We start from the raw sequence: 18,892 nt of genomic DNA, 5'->3' as shown, positions 1-18,892 counted from the left end.
CCTCACCCTTATGGAACGATGGAGCGGGACTGCATCCCGCGCGACCAGTCGAGCGCGGCGGCCATCGATGGCGACATCGAGGCGGCGAGCATGTTCTCGATCATCGCGGTCTTCTCGATGATCTGCATGATCGCGGAGACCCGCGCCTGTCCGGTCGCTTGCCTCTGGGCGAGGCTTGACCGGACTTCCGCGACCTGAGCGCGCCAGATCGCGAGTTTCGCTTCATCGGCCGCAATGAAGCTCGCCATCGAGCGTCCGGCCTCGGCTGTGATGCGTTCGAGGATGGCATAGAGAAGATCGATGCTGGCGATCTCGGCCAGCGTGTCGCGGTCGTCGGTTGCCATCCCGCGTCCATAGGCCGCCTGCACGGTGAGGATCTTGTAGAGCGGCACCGATGCCACCTGGAGCAGCTCCTTCTCCTCGTCGCCGATCGCTGTGTCGCTGCGGATGGCCTCGACCATGCTGCCGATGAGCTGGGCAACGCGGGGCCGGATGGCCTTCGCGCTCGTGAGGCTCATCTGCTGGAAAGTGGGGTTGAGGCACTGCTCGGGCTCGTCACACTGGAACACCCGCACCGACTGGCCTTGCGTCCCGTCGAGCAGCGCGGTCACCAGCGTCGAGGAGGCATCGCCTGCGAAAGGCACGAACTTGCCTGGTTCGTCATCGCGGGGCGGCACGTAGATCACCGTGCCGATGAGCGTCATCGCATACTCGGCGAGGTCGCGGTCGAAGGTGCCACCAGGGTTGAAGAAGGCGCTCTGCTTGAGGACATGCCAGGTGTAATTGCGCGGTACACCGGGATTGACGTCGGCATAGTCGGCGCCGGCGCTCTCATTGGTCGAGGCGCGCTGACCCCTGGTGCCGCAACCGTGTTTGGCGGCAGCATAGTCGGTGAAGATACCTTCGGAATTGCCGATCGCTTCGCAGATCGCCTTGTCGGCGAGATCGCCCTTGGGCCAGACGCCGCCGACCAGCCCCTGCGCCATCTCGCAGGAGTTGATCGAGAGATTGTTCATGAGCTGCGCCTTCTGGCTGAACTCCTGCATGATCTTTGAGCACTCGGGGCAGACGGTATCGATCGCGAGGCTGAAGGCGAACCCCACCGCATTGTTCGCGACGGCCTTCAACAGCGCGACCATCTCGCTCGCGTTGATGAAGGAGAAGGACCCGGCGAAGATATCGATGCCGCCGCAACCTGCGCGGGCACGCGGCAGCTGGAGGTTGGCGATGCTGGTCGTCTTCTGCGGGAAGCGCGTCCAGACATTGCCGAGGCTGTAATAGCCCGCCGACTGTCCTTCGAATGCGCTCGGCCCGGTGACATTGGCCGCAGCGCCCATGTCGTCCATGAAGCGGTCCATGCTGTCGCCGACGTTTGCGGCGACGGGGGACGCGACCATGCTGGCGGCAGCTATGGTGAGCGCCGCATTGCGGATGCTAGTAATCATGTCCGGCTTCCTTCGAGGTGAGGAGGTAGATGCGGTCCTGCAGCTCGTCGGCCGAGAGCACGCCGTATCCGATCGGGATCGGGCGCCTGGCCACGCTGTCCCAAAGCACGAGCGCCGGGGTGATGCCGGGTTCGAGCCCCATGCGGGGCCGCTGGCCGCTTTCGACCTTGTAGTCGGGGAAGTGCCTGGACGGCCCGCCATCGGTCGAGATCGCCCGGACCGTGATATGCCAGCGGTCCGCCACCGAGCGCACGATCGGGCTCATCACTTCGCAGGCGCCGCAGGTCTGGGCGAAGAAGTAGAACAGTCCATAGCGTTCGGAGAGCCTGGCCATCACCGCGTCGCGGTCGGCAGCGCGCGCGTCCTGCCATTGCTTCTTGGCGAGTGCGCCGACCGGTCGTTCGAGCGTGTAGTCGAGCTCGGGATCCTGCCAAATCGCGCGTTGCCAGACATCGGAGAACAGCGAAGCCCGGTCGAGCTGGGCACGCTGGAAGCGGATATAGGCGGTGACGTTTTCCGGCGTCGGATAGAGGATCGCGCGCGCCTTGAGTTCGCGCAGTTCCCCCGTGACCGCGTCCAGCTCCTGCGTGGCGGTCACCTGGGCTGGTGGCTGCGCCATCTGCGGCTCGTCTGCCGGCACCGGCTTTACGCAATAGAACCAGTAGCCGAGCCTGCGCTGCTCGCAGTAGAGGCTGTCTGCCGAAGCAGCTGGCTTTGCCTGGCGCGCTTCCTGGGCGGCTGCCCGAACGGGGAGCAGTGCAGCGAGAATCATGGCCAGTGCTGGGAGGGCCAGCATCGGCAGTGATTGGCGGCGCGTCATTGGCCACTCCTTGCGTAATAATCTTCGATTTTCTGCTGGATGAGGATGCTGGTCTCGAGCTCGTCGGGGAGCCGTGCAGCCTCGGTGAACTCGGCATAGACTTCGCTGAAATCCATCTGGCTGAGGTCGAGCCGGGCGAACTCGTCGAGCGTGAACCCCTCGCACTGCTCTTCCTTGGGCTTGTCCCAGGGCTTGCGCAGCTGGCGGCGACCCTGTTCCTGCAGGATCCGCGAGAGCTTGCTCTCGAAGCAGCAGTAGACCTTCTTCTTGGTCAGGCAGACGCCGAGGAACTTGTCCGAACAATAGGTCCCCACGTAGGCGCACAGCCCCTGCGCATCGCGTTCGTGGAGCAGAACTTCCTCGCGGTTGCAGCCGAGCGCGACCAGCAGGCTGATGCCGGGGATGAGCGGGAAACCCTTGCCCTTGCAGCAGTTGAGCACGCCGAAGACCTTGGACGAGCAGGTGTTGCGCGTGCCGCGGAACAGCGTCAGCGTCTCGGGATCGAACTGCCCGCGGGCCTCGTCCATCGCATGGAGCGCGGTGACGGCATCCTTGAACTCGTCGTTCGCGGTGCGCTGGATCGTCTCGCAGCTGCCGTCGATGCAATAGACATCGCCGTCGCAGACATACTGGGTGGAGCTGTCGGTCCCGGGAAGCGGGCACTCGTAGATGCGCTCCCAGGTCTCGCAGGGGTCTTCGTCGGTGAGGCATTCCTCGCGAACAAAGCGACAGCTGCCCTGGCTTTCGATGTCGGAGCAATCGGTCGCCGCTTCGCGCGCGATGCAGGTGTAGCTCCTCTGCCATTCCCAGCAGGGCTTTGTGACAGAGACGCCATCGACCACGCGGGTCTGCGGATCGGTATCGGTGCAGATCTCTGCGTCCAGCGTGCAATCGCTATTGTCCGCAAAACCTGTGCACTGGCTTTCGTCCGGGGTCGTGGTAACGGTGGTAGCGTTGGCAATGCGGTAGGGCGTCTGACCTGCGACCTGTTCGTCGCAGGTCAGCTCGGTAAGCGGATCGCCCGGCTCGGTGCACCACTTGCGACCACCGGACCAACCCCACTGCAAGCAAGGACCATCGCGGTGCCCGGTCACCCGGCAAAGAGCGCCCGAAAACTCTTCGCAGTCCGGCTCACCTGATAGGTTGAAGCTGCCCAATGGGCTGCAAAGGTAATGATACTGCGGTTGCTGGCTGACCCTGACGACGAGTGGTACCGCGCATTGGCCAACCGACTGATCGATCCGTGTGCCCGTATTGCAGGTCGCGGTATATGTGCCCGCCGCGCCCGAACCGGGCGGCAGCGGAACGCAGGATCCCTGGCTGCCCGAAATTGCCATGCCGCTGGTGTAGTCGAGCGGCGTCTCGTTGATGGCGAGGCTGCGCGCGATCACGTCCTCGATCTCGTTCGGCTCGAACCGTGCGCGATTGGCCATGCTGTCGCGGATCGTCCGCATCGGCGTGCTGGTCGTAGCGGCGCTGCGGGCGCGGGTCTCGATCTGGTCGGGATCGCGCGCAAGATCCTGCAGATCGCGCGTCGCTTGCGGATCGAAATTGGGAACGCGTGCTGCGTCGGGATTGGTCGTTGCTGCCTCGCGCGCTTCGCCCAGCAGCTCGGTGGCAAAGTACTTCCCGTCAGCCCTTGCCGCATCGCGGGTCTGAGCCTGAATGGAAGCCGCGCTTGTGAGGGTGACGAGTGCCACAAGGAGATGGGCGAGGGTTTTGGCGGTCATGGCCGTTCCTCCCTGGAGAGCTGGCGCAGATGGAGGCGGGCAAGTTCGGCGCCCGGACCCTTGCCCGAGGCAAAGGTCTCGAGGACTTCGCCCACGCTAATGTTGCCGGCGATGCGGTCGTGCGGCGGCACCTCGCTGGTGCAATCGAACCCGTCGCAGGGACTGAACTCGGTGCTCAGCATAATGAAGCTCGGTGCAGCTTCGATGTTGAAGGCGCGGAACAGCCTTGGATCGATGCCGAGCGAACCGGCCGCGTCTCGGGTGCTCCAGATGGCGGCGAGCCGCTTCTTGAATGCCTCGCTGTTACCTTGCGGGAAGCCGCGCAGCACGGTGACGCCTCCCGCCCTGGTCATGTCGTGGACCAGTGCTTTCAGCGCTTCGGGCGGCATCGACAGGCTGGCAAAGGCAATGAAGCGCGGGGTTCCCCCGAGCGACGCCTTCTCTGCGGCGGCTTGCCCTGCGATCATGGCGTCGAAGTCGAGGACGGCGTCGGTCTCGGTTGCCTTGATGCTGTCCGCATAGGCTGCGCGATTGGCCTGCGCTTGCGCCTGGATAGCCTGTGCGTCCTCGGTCAGCGCCTCGGCGCGTTGGCGGACATTGGTGCTGAGCGCCTGCGCATCGTCGGCGTGTTCGGCCGCACGCTCGCGGATCGCTTCAAGGTCGATGCCTTCGGGCGCGCTCTGGGCGAGAGCGAGGCCACCGAGAGTGACGGCAAGGCCGACGGGCAAAAGGAGGAGGTGCTTGTTCATAGCGCGCAGCAGTTCCGCTTGCGCCAGACGAGGTATCCCATGTCTTCGCCGATGGCGGGAATGACCTGTCCGGCCGATTGAAAGGTGGTGGAGGCGCCGATGGGCGGGCAGGCGTAACGGCCCGAAGTCGCCGGGTTGGGGTTGGTGGCCTGGAAGCGGTATTGTTGCTTGCGCATCACCGGCATCAAATATTTGCCGCACAGGCCCTTGGACCCCATCGTCCCCCACGAGACGAGTTCGCGGTGGAGCTTGTAGGCAAAGCGCGAAAGCACGAGGCGCGAGGCCTGGACGTGGTCTATGCTGGCCGAGACATTGCCGTTCATCGGGTACATCGACCCCTGGCAGCCCGCGCACCAGAACATCTCGTCGATCGGCAGCTTCGCGGTCGAGGCGACGCAGTCGGCCGCACAGGCAGCGAGCGCCAGCGGGTTGGCGAAGAGCACGGCCTCGGGGTTGATGATCGCGGTGAGCTCGGAATCCTGCCACAGCGGATCGATCTCGGAGATGTAGAGGATGTCGATCGAGCCCGATTCCAGGCACAGAAAATCGGCGACGATCTCCATCCAGTAGATCAGCGGATAGGCATACCAGTGGACGTGCCAGCTCGAATAATACTGGCTCGCGCCGCCCACTGCTGATGGACCCGAGATCGAGCGGAAGCCGATATCGAAGCCGGGATCGAGCTTCATGCCGCCGAGGTTCACGAAGCACCACGGCTTCATGCTGACATCGGCAAGCCGCACGGGCTCCCAGAAGCCCATCGCAATTCCGGGCCTCAGACCGCACAGGCACACCGGCAGGTCGGGGTTATCGGGATCGGGCCGGCTCGAGGGCCAGATGTCCAGCCCGCCGATCGAGATCGGGAACAGGCACGACCAGCAGATGTCGGTGATCGGGTTGACAAAGCTTCCGGTGCAGCGTCCCGGACCGGCATCGGCCATCGCGGGCGTTGCAGTGGCGAGACCAAGAATGGCGGCCAGCATGAGCGCCAGCTTTCTTAAGTGCGTCATTGGGCCGTCCTCCTTTTCGGTGGCAGCGCGATTTCGCTGATCTCGAGCAGGCGGCCCTGCTGGCGCACGCGTGCGGGCACCGATCTGATCCCGAACCTCTCCGTGAGCTTGCCGCCCTGGTCGAAATAGAAGCGGCGCTGGCGGGCCTTCATCAGCTCGAGCGGCGCACCCTTCACCAGGATCAGCTTGGCATTGGCGGCCTGCTTGAGCGCCCAGGCGAGCTGGTCGGGATCGTCGCCGTCGAGGAAGAGAAGTTCGGCGCGTAGCTGCACGCTGTCGAGCGGATTGACCCTCGTGCCAGCGGCATGGATCAGCTCGCCTTTTGCCCCGCGGATATCGGCAGCGAGCGTGATCGTCGGATCAAATTGCCAGCGACGGGCTTCGCTGGCCCGGACGATTCCGGCGACGGGGTCGGGCCGGTTCACGCGCGCGATCGTGCGGCGCTTCAGGTCTTCATTGAGCCGCGCGGTCTCCCCCGAACGTTCCATCTGCGTCAGGCGCGAATGAATCTGCTCGAGGAGGTCGCGCTCGATCACGGGAAACACCGTGCCGCGCTGGCCATAGTCGCGCGCCAGCACCTCGGCAGGGCAGAGCAGGACTGCAAGTAGGGCCGCAGGGAGGATGAGCTTGCTCACAGGATCGCCCTCCCGCTGCCCAGGATCTGGCCGCGGCAGACGAAGCCGATCTCGGCGTAGCGGCTGTCGAGGCCGCGCTGATGGCTGGTCCCGGTGTAGAAGCAGCCGTCGGGGATCGGGCCTTCGGGGCCCTTGTGAAGCGCAATGCCGAGACGGGTCTCATCGAGCCGCGCGGCGATCTTGCGGCCGTTGATGAAGACCTCGTGGCCACGGTGGCTCACGACATCGCCCGGCACGCCCAACACCCGCTTGCCGAAGAGCTGCGCGCCTTCTCCGAAATGCGCTTCGACGAGTCTGCTCGCCGGCGGCTCGAAGAAGATCAGGCTGCCGCGCTCGATCCGCGCATGCTTGTCGAGCCAGAAGGCCCAGTTGGGCAGGCTCGGGCTGGCATTGATGAGGAAGGCATGGTCTTTCGCGAAGGCGTCGACCGCGCCCCATCCGAGCGGCAGCAGCACCAGACCGGTCAGGACGAGCGGTCGTTTGAGCGTGCGGACAAAACGAGAGGCAAAGCGCGTCACTGGCCGCCTCCCTGCCCAAGCTGGCGGGCGATCCGCACGCGCAGTTCATCGGTAGCATCGGGGGCATCGCCCGCGAGCACTGCTTCGCCGACCAGCACCACGCGGCCATCGGCCCCCATTTCCGCAACAGCGCGCTCGGACGCCTGAAGGAAGGCGAGCACGCGCGCCTGGCTGGCTTCGGGATCCTGCTCTGCGCGCGCTTCGGCATCGACGAATGCGGCGATGGTCTCGGCAAGCCGGACGGTGACGATCTGCTGGCGCGGCTCGGACAGTTCGCGGCTGACCCAGGCTGCCCAGAGTAATGCGACCACGAGCGCGAGCACGCCGAGAATTCTCAGCAACAGCGGGCGATTGAAGGATGGTAGTCTGCGCGTCTCAGTCACGTTTAGCCTCCCGGGCCGGATGGTTGTCGAGATCGGCCGCAAGCCGCCTCAGGAAGCGGGGCATGCGAAACAGCGTCACAGCGCCAGCGAGGGCGAGGAAGCAGCCCTTGAGGTCCTGGCTGAACAGGCTGCGGCGCAGCCCGTCGGCTTCGAGATATCGGTCCGACAGATTGGCGAGCTGGGTGAAGAGGCCGCCAAGGTCCCAGCCCGCAACGAACAGGAACAGCGCGAGCGGCAATCCCAGCACGATCAGCAGTGAAGTCGCGGCAAAGCGCGCGGTCTCGATGAGGACGAAACAGCTCCCTTGCAGGAACGGCAGCAGGCTGCGGAGATTGGCCGGAGGGGTCCGGTCGACGAGATGCGAGACCATCATTGTCCGCCTCCCGCCACGATCCGGATGGCATCGGCGAGGCTGTGCCCGCGCCGCTCGCAGTCCTGGATCGCCGCATAGGTGTCGGGATCGGAGGAGTAGATCGTCGCCGAGAAGGGATCGAGCACGAGCCGACCGACCGCCTCGGTCTCGGGGCCTTTGATGAAGACCTCGCTGTACTCGGTCCCCGAACGCTTGAGGCTGCGGATCAGCGTCTCGGTGCGGTCGTCCATGTCGAGCCGCGCGTTCGCCCTGAAATCGGCGATCGTCTCGGCCTTCTGCTGAAGTACCAGCATCCAGTCGCTATTCTCGAGCGCGGCGCGCGCGCCGTCGGACTTGTAATAATCATTGAGGGACTGGGTCGCGGTGGCGAGCGCGCCGCCGTACTTGCGGGCAGTGCGGGCATAGGTTTCGACGAACTCGCCCATCGACCCGCCCTTGAGCATGGCCCAGGCCTCGTCGATCAGCAGCAGCTTCTTGGTTGCTCGCGACGAGCGGGTCATCGCCTGGCTGGTCATGAACATGATCGCCGAAAGGACGACGCTGCGCAGTTCCTCGCGGCTTGCGAGATCGCTCATCTCGAAGACGGTAAAATCATCGTCGAGCGCGAAGCTCGCCTTGCCTGCAAAGAACCCGCCGTAGCTGCCGCCGCGGCAGAAGGGCGCGATCGCGGTGGCGAGATCGCGGCCCGCCTCGCTTTCCGATCCATGGAGCGCATGCGCGACATCGTCGACCGATGCGCCGCTGCCGAGTGCCTCCCAGGTCGCGGTCACGGCCCGATCGATGAGCCCGCGCTCGGTATCGCTCGGCGCGGTGCCGGGACGCGCCATCTGGCCAATGATTGCCTTGATCATGGCGAAGCAGTCGAGGCGGTAGTCCTCGTCTTCGTGTGCGCGGGCATCGTCGACCATCGAGAAGGGGTTCAGGGAAAAGCCCGAGGCGAGCGTGAACTCAACGAAGCGTCCGCCCTGCAGTTTGACCGAATGCTCGAAGCTGCGCCCGTCGTCGATCACCACGACCTTGGCACCGGCGCCGCGCAGGGCGGCGCAGAGTTCCTGCAGCAGCACCGACTTGCCCGAACCCGACTTGCCGCAGATCGCGATATTGTGATTGCCGGCAGTGTTTTCGAACGGCGACCACCAAAAGGGCTGGCCGCGGCGGCCAACGAGCAGGAGGTGCGGGATTACGCCGCCGAGATATTCGCCCTGCATCGGCGCGATATGTGCCGCTGTCGTCGAGAGCATGGTCTTGAGACGCTTCAACCGCGCCATGTCGTCGGCGAGGCCATCGGCGAGGCACAGGGGAAAGGCAGCGACGAGGCCTTGGAGCTGGAGGAAGCGCTCGTCGGCAAGGTCCCAGCCCGCCGCCTTGTAGATCGCCTTGATGATGCGTTCATGCGCGTCGCCCTGGCCGAGCGGCGAGATGCTGGTGAGCCCGTAGAACAGCTTCACGAGCTTCTTGCCAGCCTGGAGTTCGGCCTGGACGTGGCGCCACTCGGCCGACTGTTCGGCAAGCTTGGGCAAGAAACGCGCGCTCTTGGTCTGGCTGAGACTGGTCGTGCGCATGAACTTGAAGCCCGCGCGCGCCGAAGCAGCTTCCTGGTCGGGGTAGACCAGGCACAGCATGGTTGCCGTCGGACAGGGGAAACGCAGCTTGTCGGTGAACATGTCGCCGATGAGCCGCGCGCATTCCCAAGGTGCCCAGCGCTCAGGGGTAGAGCGCACGGCATAGTGCCGCACATCGAAATGGTCGGGATAGCATTCGCCGACTTCAGGATTGCCCTCCTCGTCGCGGCCCGTCTCGCGAAAGCGCTCGGTCCTGAGGATCAGGCGATCGTCGCCGACCTCGAGCTCGATGTCGCGGCGGATCGCTTGGGACTGAAGCGTATCGTGCGGGTTCCACGCATGGATATCGGTCTCGTGCGCGGTAGTCGGCGAGGTGAGCTCGTCGATCAGCGCCAAGAGGCCGCCCGGACGCAGCTCCTGCGCGTGCAGTCCGAGCGAGTGGAGCATGCCCATCAGCCCTTCGCGGCATTCCGAAAGTTCCGCGTCGGTCACGCTTCCGGGCACCGGCACGCCGAGCGAGACGATCAGCCGGACGTTGCGAGCATGGAACGGCGCATGCGCCGAGCCCGAGCTCCAGACGAGATCGTAAAGGCGCCTGGTGCGCGCTCTGGCGATGGCCTCGTAGATCCCGCCCTGCTCGTAGCGCGGAGCGAACCAGGGGCCGACCACGCTGCCGATCCGCGGAGATGCGAAGTTCAGGACCTGGAGGCAGGCGCCCTGCGGCAGGCCTTCGGAGAAGAACTGACCGAGGATCTCGCCGGTCCGTTCGTCGGCCCCGATCAGCGGGGTGACTTCGAGCACGAAGCCTTTGGAGCGGGCGTTGCGGTAGAGCTTCGCCCCCTCGTCATAGACCCGGTAGGGCAGCCAGTCCGAGAGCATATCGAGCCCGAAATGCGCCCGCGGCTTTTCGGGCCGAGCCGTGTCGGCAAACAGGCCCCGCGAGAGTGCGTCGCGCGCGGCAGCAAGGGATAGCGTCACTGGCTCTCTCCTTCGGTCATGTCAGGTTGGGGGACCGGCTCGCGGGGAGGGGAAAACGAGCCAGGTCCCCCGGGTTCCGGCGCGTCAGCGCCGGGCATCGCCGGAACGGGCTGCGAGGGGATGAACAGCTGTTCCGGCAATGTGTCTGCCTCTTGGATTTTTGGCGGTTGGAAATCGGTTGCGGGGTTGCTCTCGCGCGTCGCGGCAATAGTCGATGCCAGCGAGCGCAGGACTTCGCGGCGGCCCTGCGGCGTGCGCCAGCCTGTCCCTGCCTGTTCGGGCAGCGTCAGGTGAACGACGCGCGCCTCATGGTCGCGGCCCGCCGCGTCACGGTAGCCTGTCAGCACGACCAGCAGGCGACGAACCGCTTCGCCGGTCGGGGTCACCGTCCGATGCGCGTCAACCGTGTCAGCCTTTTCAATGCCGGTCGCCCCGGCATCGATCGCGGAAGTCGGCGCGCAGGTCCCTTCCGGAGCCCGGCAGGCAAAGCTGCCTTTGACGTTGCCGCCGAGGCTGGCGCAGCCACTGGCCAGGAGGAGCGGCGCAGCGAGCACCATGGCGCGAAGGATTGGAAGCCGGCTCATTGCGCCACTCCCTTGCCTTCGGCGACGAAGCGGCGGATCGCCGCGGCATCGCGGTAGCCATGAAGCACCGCCCCATCGCGGGCGCGCACGATGACCGGAGTTCCGGCAAACCCGTTGGCCTTCGCGAAGGCTTCGTTGGCATCGAGTGCCTTGGCCTCCTTGCAGGTCTTATCAGTCGCCAGAGCCTGGCCGGAATAGGCCGCATGGAGTGCCTTTGCCGGATCCTTAGCGCACAGCACCGCCTCGGAAATCTTGCGGCTTGCCGCGCCGAAGATCGAGATCGGTCGCTCTTCGACATGAACCTTGGCCTTGGCGAGTTCGGCGGTCAGGCGCTGGCAATACCCGCACTGGAAATCCGAGAAGACGACCAGGCGTTCGCCCTTGAGGTTGCCCCAGTGGATCGCGCCGGCAGCCGGAAGCGACGAGAGGTCGACATGGTTGGCGGCCGCCTGGACAGGCGTTTCGTCGCGTCCCGCCGGCGCGTCACTGGCTACGCGCGCCGCACCGGCCGCGAGCAGATCGGGATTGAGTTCGAGCAGGCGGGCGGCAGTGACGTCGCGCCGTTCTTCCATGTCGTAGAGACGGCCTACGAACAGGTAGCGGGCGGTCTCGTCGATGTAGAACAGCGTGTCACCCGAGACGACTTCGCACCAGGGCCCGAGCGTGTCGCAGCTGATCGCATCGATCGGGGTCTTGGGCAGCCGCAGTTTCAGCGCCTGCGCGACATCGCTCGCCAAGCCGGCGGCGCTCGCAGGCATCGCAGTGACGGCAGAGACGCCGAGCGTCAGCACGGCGGCGGCGCTCGAGAGGGCAAGGGCAAGGTGGGCGGCGCGCGCCTTCAGGCTTGGCGGCGAGTCATTGTAGTTCATTTGGAGGGACTCCTGACGTGGACGCCGTCGAGAAAGACGATCTCGACCTCGATGCCGGTCGGCATCTCGACGACGGGTTGGTATTGTTCGGCGCGTTCGATGAGGTATCGGCTGACGGTGTCGGCGGCTTCGCCGGCACCCTGGCCAAAGCCACCGGCGAGGATGTCGGTCGGCGACAGCGCCTCGCGCTGACCGTTGGCGCCGACCTGGCCGGTAAAAATGCCGTTGGCGTTGGCGGAAAATCCGCGGCCGAAGCCGCCCACAATCCCGGCGAGCAGCGCCTGGCTGACAAGGCTGCCTTCGCGGCTGACCACGCGGCCGCGCACGCCCGACTTTCCGGCGAAGGAGATGAACCCCTTGACCTCGCTCACCGCGAAGCGCCCACCGGGTTGCGCGCAGGTCATGCGCACCAGCTTGACGTAGACCTTCTCCGCCGAGAGATCGCCGCGCGCCGCGCCATTGACGAGGCAGCCGGTGATATCGGTGGTGAGCAGTTTGTTGCCGCGCATCACCGAGCGGGCCGGACCGGTGATCCGGAGCACCACGGGAAGCGGATCGCTCTGGCTGGCAACGCCGGTCGAGGCATCGACACCCACGATGACCGTTGCCGGTGCGTAGCTGTTGGGCGGAAGGTAATCGCGGCTCGCTTCGAGCAACAAGGCTGGCGCAGTCTCTGCCGCACGCGGCTTGCCGTCCTTGCCCGTCTCCGCGCTGAAGCTCATCAGGCTGAGCTGTCCGCCTTGCGTTTCCGGCGCTCCTTGCGGTGGCTGGACAGCTCCGCCGGTGCCGACGCCGGGTCCATAGGCAGGTGGCGGTGGCAGTGGCGGCGCGGCGGCAGGTGCCTTCGCAGCTTCGCTCAGCTGTGATCGCAGATTGGCATTCTCGGCCGAGATCGCGTCGATCGCCGCCTGGCCGTCGGAGCGCATCTGCGCGTTCTCGCTGCGCAGGGCTTCGAGCTCCTGTTCGATCTCGGGGCGCGGCAGCTGGGCCTGCTGGAGATCCTTGATCGCGCGGCCCTGTGCATCGAGCCGGTTACCGTAGCTCGCGACGAACTCGCGCTGCGAGAGGTTACGATTGACGAGGCCGCCGGTGTCGATTGTCGCCGCACCATTGGCATCGGTGCCAGCCTCGTCGCCGTCGCCGCCGAAAATGAACATGCCGCCGCCGATGAGCGCGATGGCCCCGATCCCGGCGAGCAGCATCTTCTGGCGCTGTGCGATCTGCGAATTGAGGTTGCGCCGTCCGCTTTCTCGCGCTTCCGGCGAGCCCGGCAGAGGCCTCTTTCCGGCGTCCTTCTGTGGTGCCTCGGCCATCAGTCGAGTCCTCCCTTGGCAAAGACTAGGAAGGCACTGGTCGCTTCACCGGGAGCGAGTGCATCGCGGCCATAGGCAAAAGCGAGCGCGCCTGCGGCACCTTCGCGCTCGGAGCCAAGCGCAAGGCTTTCCTGGCCGAGGTTGCGCACGAGGAAGCGCTGTCCGGTAAGTTCATCGCCCTGGTATTCGGCGACCAGCTGGACCTCGATCCCGCCGGTACGGCGCGGAGCCGACAGTTCGGCGCGGGCAGTGAATCCGGGCAGGACGGCATCGCTCGCCATCGCCTCGATCAGGCGGATCGCGGCGTCCTCGGGACCGGTCTCGGTCTCCCATTCGGTGGCCGCGGCTTTAGCGAGCGCGGGATTGGTGATGAAGAGCTGGGTCGCTTCCTCGCCGCCGAGACGGCAGGCGAACTTGTAGACGTAGCCCGCCTTGCTGGTCGCAAAGAAGCTGACCCGGGCAGCGGCAAATTGCGGGGGCACGGAGATATAGATGTCTCCGCGCACTGGCTCGTGCGTCACCTGGAAATCATTGTAGGGAAAACCGCTCGCGATCTTCGAGACATTGGCAAAGCCGTCATCGATAAGCGCGATCCGGGTGAGTTCGCCGCGAGCGAGCTCGCAGTCGATGGTCGCGTTGTCGGCCGCTTCGACGAATTGGTCGGCATACGCCGGGACCGGCGCGAGCGCGAAGGCAAGCACGGCGAGGCCGGTCAGCTTGAGCCCGGGATCGGGGCGCCTTGTCGCGCCGATCGCGAAACAGGCAAGGCCGGTTCCGGCAAGCGCAGCAGCGAGGGGAGATGGGAGAAGGCTCATTGGCCGGGTTCCTCCTTGTCGGTGGGAAGTTGCTCAAAGCCGGCGAGCGCAAGGCTGAGGCCACGCTTCGACCAGCGGAAACGGAAGGAGCGGCGCTGGCTCGCGATCACCTGCGCGCCGACAAAGGTCTTGAGCGTGCCGGTGACGGTCGAGGTCAGGGCCTTGGGGTCGACGTGCATTTCCGCGATCACGAAGGCCTGGCTGATGTCCGAGCCGCGCTGTTCCTCGACGATTTGGACGAGCTCGGCCTTGAGGCGGCCGTGCGCGGCGGGATCGGCGAGCTTCAGGATGTTCGTCATCCAGTAATCGAGGCTTTCGGGCGCCCGGTTGAGGAGCATCAGTGCCGTGTCGCGGGTGACAAGTTCGAGATAGGGCGCGTCGATCCCGCCGCTCGAGACGGTGATCCGCTCTGAGGTGATCGGCACCAACACAACCTGCTCGTCGCGGGTGACCGCGGCGCCGAGGCTGACCAGCGTGGTCAGGCCCAGGACACCTGCCAGCACGGCAAAGCGGTTGCGTTGCCGCAGGTAGGTCTGCGCCTGTTCGTGCGCGAATTCTGCTCGCATGGTTCGCCTCCCTCAGCCCGCCAAGAGGCGGCAGTGGGAGGGCGGCGTGGCCTTCAACCCGAGAAAGCTCCCGGGTAGGTACCAGTACGCAGCATGCACCAGTGCCGAACCGGCGCCGCGTGCCTTTGCCTTCCGCAAGGCAAGCCAGGCCCCGGCGGCCAGGCCGATACCGATGAAGATATGCTGCGAGAGAATGCCCCAGGCGAAGGGAATAAGGATCCCTGCAAACTCGTCGATGGTCCAGAAGCCGATGAGCTCCGGGTCGTCGAGCCGCCGTGGAACGAGGTACCTGTCGGCCATGCCGCCCTCCTGTCGTGACCGGATCCGCTGATCAGATGACCGCGGTCACGACCGAGGTGACGATCGGAACGCCGGTGCCGACACCGATGCCGACGCCGACCGGCACCGCGACCTGGCCGAGCGAGAAACGCCCGGAGGCGAGACCGATCAGGCCGCCCGCAAGGCTGAGCACAGTGATGATCTTGCCGCCCGAACCTTCGAGGAAGTCGGTGAACTTGGTCAACGCGGGATCGAAGGTGGTATCGGCCCCGGCAAAGGCGGCACCGGCGCAGGCCAGCGCCACGCAGGCGGGAAGAATGTAGTCGCGGCCGCGAGCCCCGTTGGGCGAGCGCTGCTGGACCGGAAGGGCAGTCTTGGTGGTCATGGATGGAAACTCCGAGGATTGAACATCAGCCAGCGATGCGTTCGCTGTATGTTCTTTCCTCTCCCCGGAGCCGGGCTGTAGGAAATCGGGAATTGGATTTTGGGGCTTTCGACCAAGCAAAAAGCGACATCGGGAGGTGCGATGCACGGGATTCGCGCAGGCTGATCGCGCAACAGCGCTGACTGTGCCGGCATCTGAGCGAAGAGAGCCGCGATATGCGCGCAGGCGACCGAAATTCGCGCGAATCGTCGGAGGAAGCTGATCGTTCCTTCCTCTATGTTCTCTAAATGTTCTTTTTGTTTTCCTACAGGCTTCCTTCGCGGTTAGCCGGAGAGTCGATCACTCTGGAGATAAGGATTCGTCGATGACCAACATGGCGCTCTTTGCCGAACAACAGGTTCGCGCCGACCTCGCCCGGCTGCTTTTGGCCGCCGTCGAAGCCAGCGGCCGTGCCCGCTGCGACATCGCTCGCGACGCGCAGATCCATAAGGATGCCCTGCGCCGTGTTCTTGCGGGCGAACGCTCGGCCAGCCTCGGCGAAGCCTTGCGCATTCTTGCCGCGAGCGGCGTCGCGCCGCACGCACACCTGCTCCTGTTCCTCGTCAGCGGCGGCGATCACGCGATTGCGTGGCTGCAATCGGACCTCGCGCAATTCTTCGAGGACTTTTCCGGCGAACTGCCTTCAGCGCTCGAGCGTGTCTTGGGCAACCAGGTTCACGATGTGAAGCCGCGCTGGGCCAAGGGGACCGCGCACCGCGTCGCCCGCTTGCTCTCCGACCACATCGACGAGCTCGAACGCAAGGATGCGCTGCTTGGCGATGTCTTTGCCGGTGCCGAGGGAGGCCATCGTGGGTGAAGAGATAGACAAAGGAGCGACCGAAACCCGGCGGGTGACGCGGCTCATTCGCCTGCCCGAAGTTCAGCATCGCGTCGGGCTTGGCCGTTCGACAATCTATCGCTGGATGGCCGAGGGCAAGTTTCCGAAGCCCGTGCAGCTGGGTGGATATGCGGTCGCATGGGCAGAAGACGAAGTGGAGGCCTGGATTTCGGACCGCCTGAAGTGACCGCTTATTGGTCTGGAGCTGACTGGTTGGAGGCGGACGTGCCATCGACAGGGGCAGTCAAAGGCATCCTTTGCGCGGTCGCCGGATCGAAGCAGTCGGCCCGATACCCTCGAGTATTGGGAGCGCTCGTCGCTGCAAGAACCGAGCTGATTTCGGAAGCCACCGGCGCCTATTAAGGAACATACAATATTGAGTAGGTCGAGCCGATCATGACAAAGTGCATCGAACAAGATTTCCCGTGTCAAAATCAAGAGTACGATGCGTTCGATCAAATAGCGCTCTTAGAACTAAGCCAGCCAATTTCTGCCCATGAGTTGGTGAACGAGAGCGCATTTTGTGCGGAACTGCCGGTCGACGACGAACTTCGTATTGGGAACATAACGTACAAGCTCTATCTTAAATTCCTCCGTGGTCAGACAGGCCTCTATCACCTGTGGGTAGACTATGACGCCTGCGACGACCATGGCAATTACACGATGTTATGCGTGTATGTCGGGAAAGGGTTTGCTGAGCTTCGCGTTGATAGCCACGTCAAAAAAATGGCCGAAGAATGCCCAGCTATACGTGACATTCACCAGCATGGAGAATCGTCTCTTTAAGTACTACGAGCAATTGTTTCTCGATGTGTACGATTTCGAATTAAACAACATTGAGAATTCTGGCGCAGAACATCTGTTTGCGGTTTGGGATGAGGAACGCCATCACTTGGAAACGCACTTGAATGAGGTTTCCAATCTGAGCAAAATTCAAAGTTTCGACGACTGGTAAGAAGTCGTAATCCGACCGGCCTCAGGTCGAACGAACTCCAGTCTACAGCCCACGCCGTTACCGGTCTGGACGTCTGGTGTTTTGGCGCAGAGCGGCGGCTATATTACACCCCAAAAGCGACCGCCGAGCACGAATATGGCCGCATGATTCTTCAAGAGATCGCACACCTGCGTGGAGCAATGAGAGCTTCCGGATCAGATCGGCTTAATGCCTTCGAATTGGACATCGGCAGCGTGTCCCCGCCAGATGGGCCTTTCAACGTTTTCCGCCAACGCAAAGCCAAAAGATGCGAAATTCCCCAAGTGACTGAGAGCTTCGCATTGCTTAGCGATGGCCTCTACGTTGCTCGGGATCTGAGCCACCTTTTCTGGATATCGCGCTGCTCGTACGATTACCCACTCGGGTCCATTGTCTCCGACAAATCAGATGTTCGGATCGACGTTGGGATTTGAGTGAGTGGACATGATCTCGAAACCCTTCCTTTGGAGCCATTGCTTGACAACTTGAACTGCAAAATCAAGTAGTTCCCAGTCGGTAACCTCAATGAGTTCATCTGAGGCCAGGGAAAACGGATCGACCGATTGCGCGTTTCTAAGGTCGATCAAGCCCCAACCGCCCAACTGCGGTTTCCAGCCTGTCAGCGTCCTTCCCATCGGCCAGAGGTGACCTTCCCCCCGAAAAGTGGTCCGTTTTGAGAGTTAGGATTTCGGCTATTTACGGCTTGAAAGGGGCTGATGAATGGCACGGAAGAGATACACGCCGGAACAGATTATCGGGATACTGCGTGAGGCCGAAGTTCGGCTCTCGCACGGAGAGAAGATCGGGGAGATCAGCCGATCGCTGGGGATTTCGGAGCAGAGTTACTATCGCTGGCGACGCGAGTACGGTGGGCTGAAGGTCAGCCAGGCTCGGCGATTGAAGGATCTCAAGAAGGAGAACCAGCGGCTCAGGAAGGCGGTGTCTGATCTTACGCTCGATGCGCTGATCCTGAAGGAGGTTGTCGAGGGAAAGTACTGAGCCCTTCACGGCGTCGGCTGGCCATCGACCATGTGCAGGAGGCATTGGATATCTGCCAGCGCCGTGCCTGCCGGGTCGTTGCCCAGCACCGCTCGACCCAGCGCAAGCTGCCCGCACCACCAGCCGACGAGAAGCCGCTGACAGCTGCAATCATCCGGCTGGCCCAGCAATATGGTCGCTACGGCTATCGCCGGATCACGGCGCTGCTGCGCAATGAAAGTTGGTTGGTGAACGCCAAGCGGGTCGAGCGGATCTGGCGCCGTGAAGGGCTCAAGGTTCCGCAGAGACAGCCAAAGCGCGGGCGTCTGTGGTTCAACGATGGATCATGCGTGAGGCTGCGTCCGCAATATAGTGGCCATGTGTGGAGCTACGACTTCGTCATGGATCGCACCCATGACGGCAAGGCCTTCCGCATGCTTACCGTGATCGACGAGTACAGCCGCCAGTGCCTGGCGATCCATGTCCAGCGCAAGCTCAAGAGCGATGATGTCCTGGCCGTGCTGACCGAGCTGTTCCAACGCCATGGTCCGCCTGATCACATCCGTAGCGATAATGGCGCTGAGTTCACTTCTCATGCCGTGCGCGACTGGCTCTGGCGGATTGGTGTGAAGACTCTCTACATCGAACCCGGATCACCATGGGAGAATGGCTACAACGAATCCTTCAACGGCAAGCTCAGGGATGAGCTTCTCAACGGGGAGATCTTCTACACTCTGAAGGAGGCAATCATCCTGATCGAGCGCTGGCGTATCCACTACAACACCGTCCGGCCACACTCTTCGCTGGGCTACCAGCCGCCGGCCCCACAAACGATCTTGCCTCGTCCTGCCATGCTGCCTTACGCTGCGCTCCAGGCCGCCCAGCAGGGCGACCCCAACCGCCGGAACTCTAACTTAACCGGTGGACCACCCTGATGGGGCAGGTCAGCAGCATGGTGGCGGCAGGCACCGCTTCGGCAGGTTTCTGTTCGGTCATTTCCACTCTTCTCCCTTGATGTAGCCAATATCGGTGCCGGGCGGCCGTGGTCTA

Annotated in this window: 22 protein-coding genes; 4 read left to right on the top strand and 18 right to left on the bottom strand. The window is 64.0% G+C overall.

Annotated elements, in window-relative coordinates:
• Nucleotides 1–8: 8 nt before the first annotated feature.
• From K3181_RS05600 to K3181_RS05520, 17 genes are read right to left on the bottom strand one after another with little or no spacing between them, the layout of a single operon-like run.
• The gene (locus tag K3181_RS05600) at nt 9–1,445 is read right to left on the bottom strand and encodes a conjugal transfer protein TraH (protein WP_221601622.1); all 1,437 of its coding nucleotides are present in this window, start codon (nt 1,443–1,445) and stop codon (nt 9–11) included.
• Nucleotides 1,435–2,265 (bottom strand): conjugal transfer protein TraF, encoded by an 831-nt coding sequence (locus K3181_RS05595; protein WP_230833605.1) that lies wholly within the window; start codon nt 2,263–2,265, stop codon nt 1,435–1,437. The genes K3181_RS05600 and K3181_RS05595 overlap by 11 nt, the downstream gene beginning before the upstream one ends.
• Nucleotides 2,262–3,995 (bottom strand): conjugal transfer protein TraN, encoded by a 1,734-nt coding sequence (locus K3181_RS05590; RefSeq protein ID WP_067695815.1) that lies wholly within the window; start codon nt 3,993–3,995, stop codon nt 2,262–2,264. The genes K3181_RS05595 and K3181_RS05590 overlap by 4 nt, the downstream gene beginning before the upstream one ends.
• Nucleotides 3,992–4,744 (bottom strand): type-F conjugative transfer system pilin assembly protein TrbC, encoded by a 753-nt coding sequence (gene trbC, locus K3181_RS05585; RefSeq protein ID WP_050599554.1) that lies wholly within the window; start codon nt 4,742–4,744, stop codon nt 3,992–3,994. The genes K3181_RS05590 and trbC overlap by 4 nt, the downstream gene beginning before the upstream one ends.
• The gene (gene traU / locus K3181_RS05580; RefSeq protein ID WP_221601620.1) at nt 4,741–5,754 is read right to left on the bottom strand and encodes a conjugal transfer pilus assembly protein TraU; all 1,014 of its coding nucleotides are present in this window, start codon (nt 5,752–5,754) and stop codon (nt 4,741–4,743) included. Before traU ends, trbC begins: the two co-directional genes overlap by 4 nt.
• The gene (gene traW, locus K3181_RS05575; RefSeq protein WP_082835680.1) at nt 5,751–6,389 is read right to left on the bottom strand and encodes a type-F conjugative transfer system protein TraW; all 639 of its coding nucleotides are present in this window, start codon (nt 6,387–6,389) and stop codon (nt 5,751–5,753) included. Before traW ends, traU begins: the two co-directional genes overlap by 4 nt.
• Complete coding sequence (locus tag K3181_RS05570) at nt 6,386–6,907, bottom strand: S26 family signal peptidase (protein ID WP_050599556.1); 522 nt, start codon at nt 6,905–6,907, stop codon at nt 6,386–6,388. The genes traW and K3181_RS05570 overlap by 4 nt, the downstream gene beginning before the upstream one ends.
• Complete coding sequence (locus tag K3181_RS05565) at nt 6,904–7,290, bottom strand: type-F conjugative transfer system protein TrbI (RefSeq protein WP_228135197.1); 387 nt, start codon at nt 7,288–7,290, stop codon at nt 6,904–6,906. Before K3181_RS05565 ends, K3181_RS05570 begins: the two co-directional genes overlap by 4 nt.
• Entirely contained in the window at nt 7,283–7,663 is a 381-nt protein-coding gene (locus tag K3181_RS05560; RefSeq protein ID WP_050599558.1) for a hypothetical protein, read from the bottom strand. Before K3181_RS05560 ends, K3181_RS05565 begins: the two co-directional genes overlap by 8 nt.
• On the bottom strand, nt 7,660–10,203 hold the full coding sequence (gene traC, locus K3181_RS05555) for a type IV secretion system protein TraC (RefSeq protein WP_221601619.1): 2,544 nt from the start codon (nt 10,201–10,203) through the stop codon (nt 7,660–7,662). Before traC ends, K3181_RS05560 begins: the two co-directional genes overlap by 4 nt.
• Nucleotides 10,200–10,787: a hypothetical protein gene (locus K3181_RS05550; RefSeq protein ID WP_050599560.1), complete on the bottom strand. Its 588-nt coding sequence runs from the start codon at nt 10,785–10,787 to the stop codon at nt 10,200–10,202. Before K3181_RS05550 ends, traC begins: the two co-directional genes overlap by 4 nt.
• Nucleotides 10,784–11,656 carry a DsbC family protein gene (locus tag K3181_RS05545; protein WP_221601617.1) on the bottom strand — a complete coding sequence of 291 codons (873 nt, stop codon included), beginning with the start codon at nt 11,654–11,656 and terminating at the stop codon, nt 10,784–10,786. Before K3181_RS05545 ends, K3181_RS05550 begins: the two co-directional genes overlap by 4 nt.
• The gene (locus tag K3181_RS05540; protein WP_006834211.1) at nt 11,653–12,969 is read right to left on the bottom strand and encodes a TraB/VirB10 family protein; all 1,317 of its coding nucleotides are present in this window, start codon (nt 12,967–12,969) and stop codon (nt 11,653–11,655) included. The genes K3181_RS05545 and K3181_RS05540 overlap by 4 nt, the downstream gene beginning before the upstream one ends.
• Nucleotides 12,969–13,784, bottom strand: coding sequence for a type-F conjugative transfer system secretin TraK (locus tag K3181_RS05535; protein ID WP_006834210.1), 816 nt, complete (start codon nt 13,782–13,784; stop codon nt 12,969–12,971). Before K3181_RS05535 ends, K3181_RS05540 begins: the two co-directional genes overlap by 1 nt.
• The gene (locus K3181_RS05530) at nt 13,781–14,350 is read right to left on the bottom strand and encodes a type IV conjugative transfer system protein TraE (RefSeq protein ID WP_067695812.1); all 570 of its coding nucleotides are present in this window, start codon (nt 14,348–14,350) and stop codon (nt 13,781–13,783) included. The genes K3181_RS05535 and K3181_RS05530 overlap by 4 nt, the downstream gene beginning before the upstream one ends.
• 12 nt (nt 14,351–14,362) lie before the next feature.
• Nucleotides 14,363–14,650 (bottom strand): type IV conjugative transfer system protein TraL, encoded by a 288-nt coding sequence (gene traL / locus K3181_RS05525; protein ID WP_006834208.1) that lies wholly within the window; start codon nt 14,648–14,650, stop codon nt 14,363–14,365.
• A gap of 31 nt (nt 14,651–14,681) precedes the next feature.
• Complete coding sequence (locus K3181_RS05520) at nt 14,682–15,014, bottom strand: hypothetical protein (RefSeq protein ID WP_006834207.1); 333 nt, start codon at nt 15,012–15,014, stop codon at nt 14,682–14,684.
• A 364-nt stretch (nt 15,015–15,378) separates the two neighbouring features.
• Here K3181_RS05520 and K3181_RS05515 point away from each other — a divergent pair, with 364 nt between their 5' ends.
• The 3 genes from K3181_RS05515 to K3181_RS05505 all read left to right on the top strand — a co-directional run bounded on the left by K3181_RS05515 (nt 15,379) and on the right by K3181_RS05505 (nt 16,677).
• The gene (locus K3181_RS05515) at nt 15,379–15,870 is read left to right on the top strand and encodes a hypothetical protein (protein WP_006834206.1); all 492 of its coding nucleotides are present in this window, start codon (nt 15,379–15,381) and stop codon (nt 15,868–15,870) included.
• Nucleotides 15,863–16,078 carry a helix-turn-helix transcriptional regulator gene (locus K3181_RS05510; RefSeq protein WP_006834205.1) on the top strand — a complete coding sequence of 72 codons (216 nt, stop codon included), beginning with the start codon at nt 15,863–15,865 and terminating at the stop codon, nt 16,076–16,078. The genes K3181_RS05515 and K3181_RS05510 overlap by 8 nt, the downstream gene beginning before the upstream one ends.
• Nucleotides 16,079–16,287: 209 nt before the next feature.
• A complete protein-coding gene (locus K3181_RS05505) occupies nt 16,288–16,677 on the top strand; it encodes a hypothetical protein (protein WP_196793211.1) in 390 nt (129 codons plus the stop codon).
• 591 nt (nt 16,678–17,268) lie between these two features.
• Here the strand turns inward: K3181_RS05505 and K3181_RS05500 are convergent.
• On the bottom strand, nt 17,269–17,499 hold the full coding sequence (locus tag K3181_RS05500; protein ID WP_006834202.1) for a hypothetical protein: 231 nt from the start codon (nt 17,497–17,499) through the stop codon (nt 17,269–17,271).
• Between the two features lie 85 nt (nt 17,500–17,584).
• On the opposite strand from K3181_RS05500, the gene K3181_RS05495 reads away from it, so the two are divergent.
• Nucleotides 17,585–18,777, top strand: a protein-coding gene (locus tag K3181_RS05495) for an IS3 family transposase (protein ID WP_369765956.1) whose coding sequence is annotated in 2 segments (ribosomal slippage) — nt 17,585–17,834 and nt 17,834–18,777 — 1,194 coding nt in all. Because the reading frame shifts where the segments join, the coding sequence is not laid out codon by codon here.
• Nucleotides 18,778–18,892: the final 115 nt, after the last annotated feature.

The organism is Qipengyuania mesophila (assembly GCF_019711655.1).
In the GTDB taxonomy this organism is placed as follows: Bacteria; Pseudomonadota; Alphaproteobacteria; order Sphingomonadales; family Sphingomonadaceae; genus Qipengyuania; species Qipengyuania mesophila.
The sequence above is the reverse complement of the archived record's forward strand: the minus strand, read 5'-3'. Positions and strand labels throughout refer to the sequence as shown.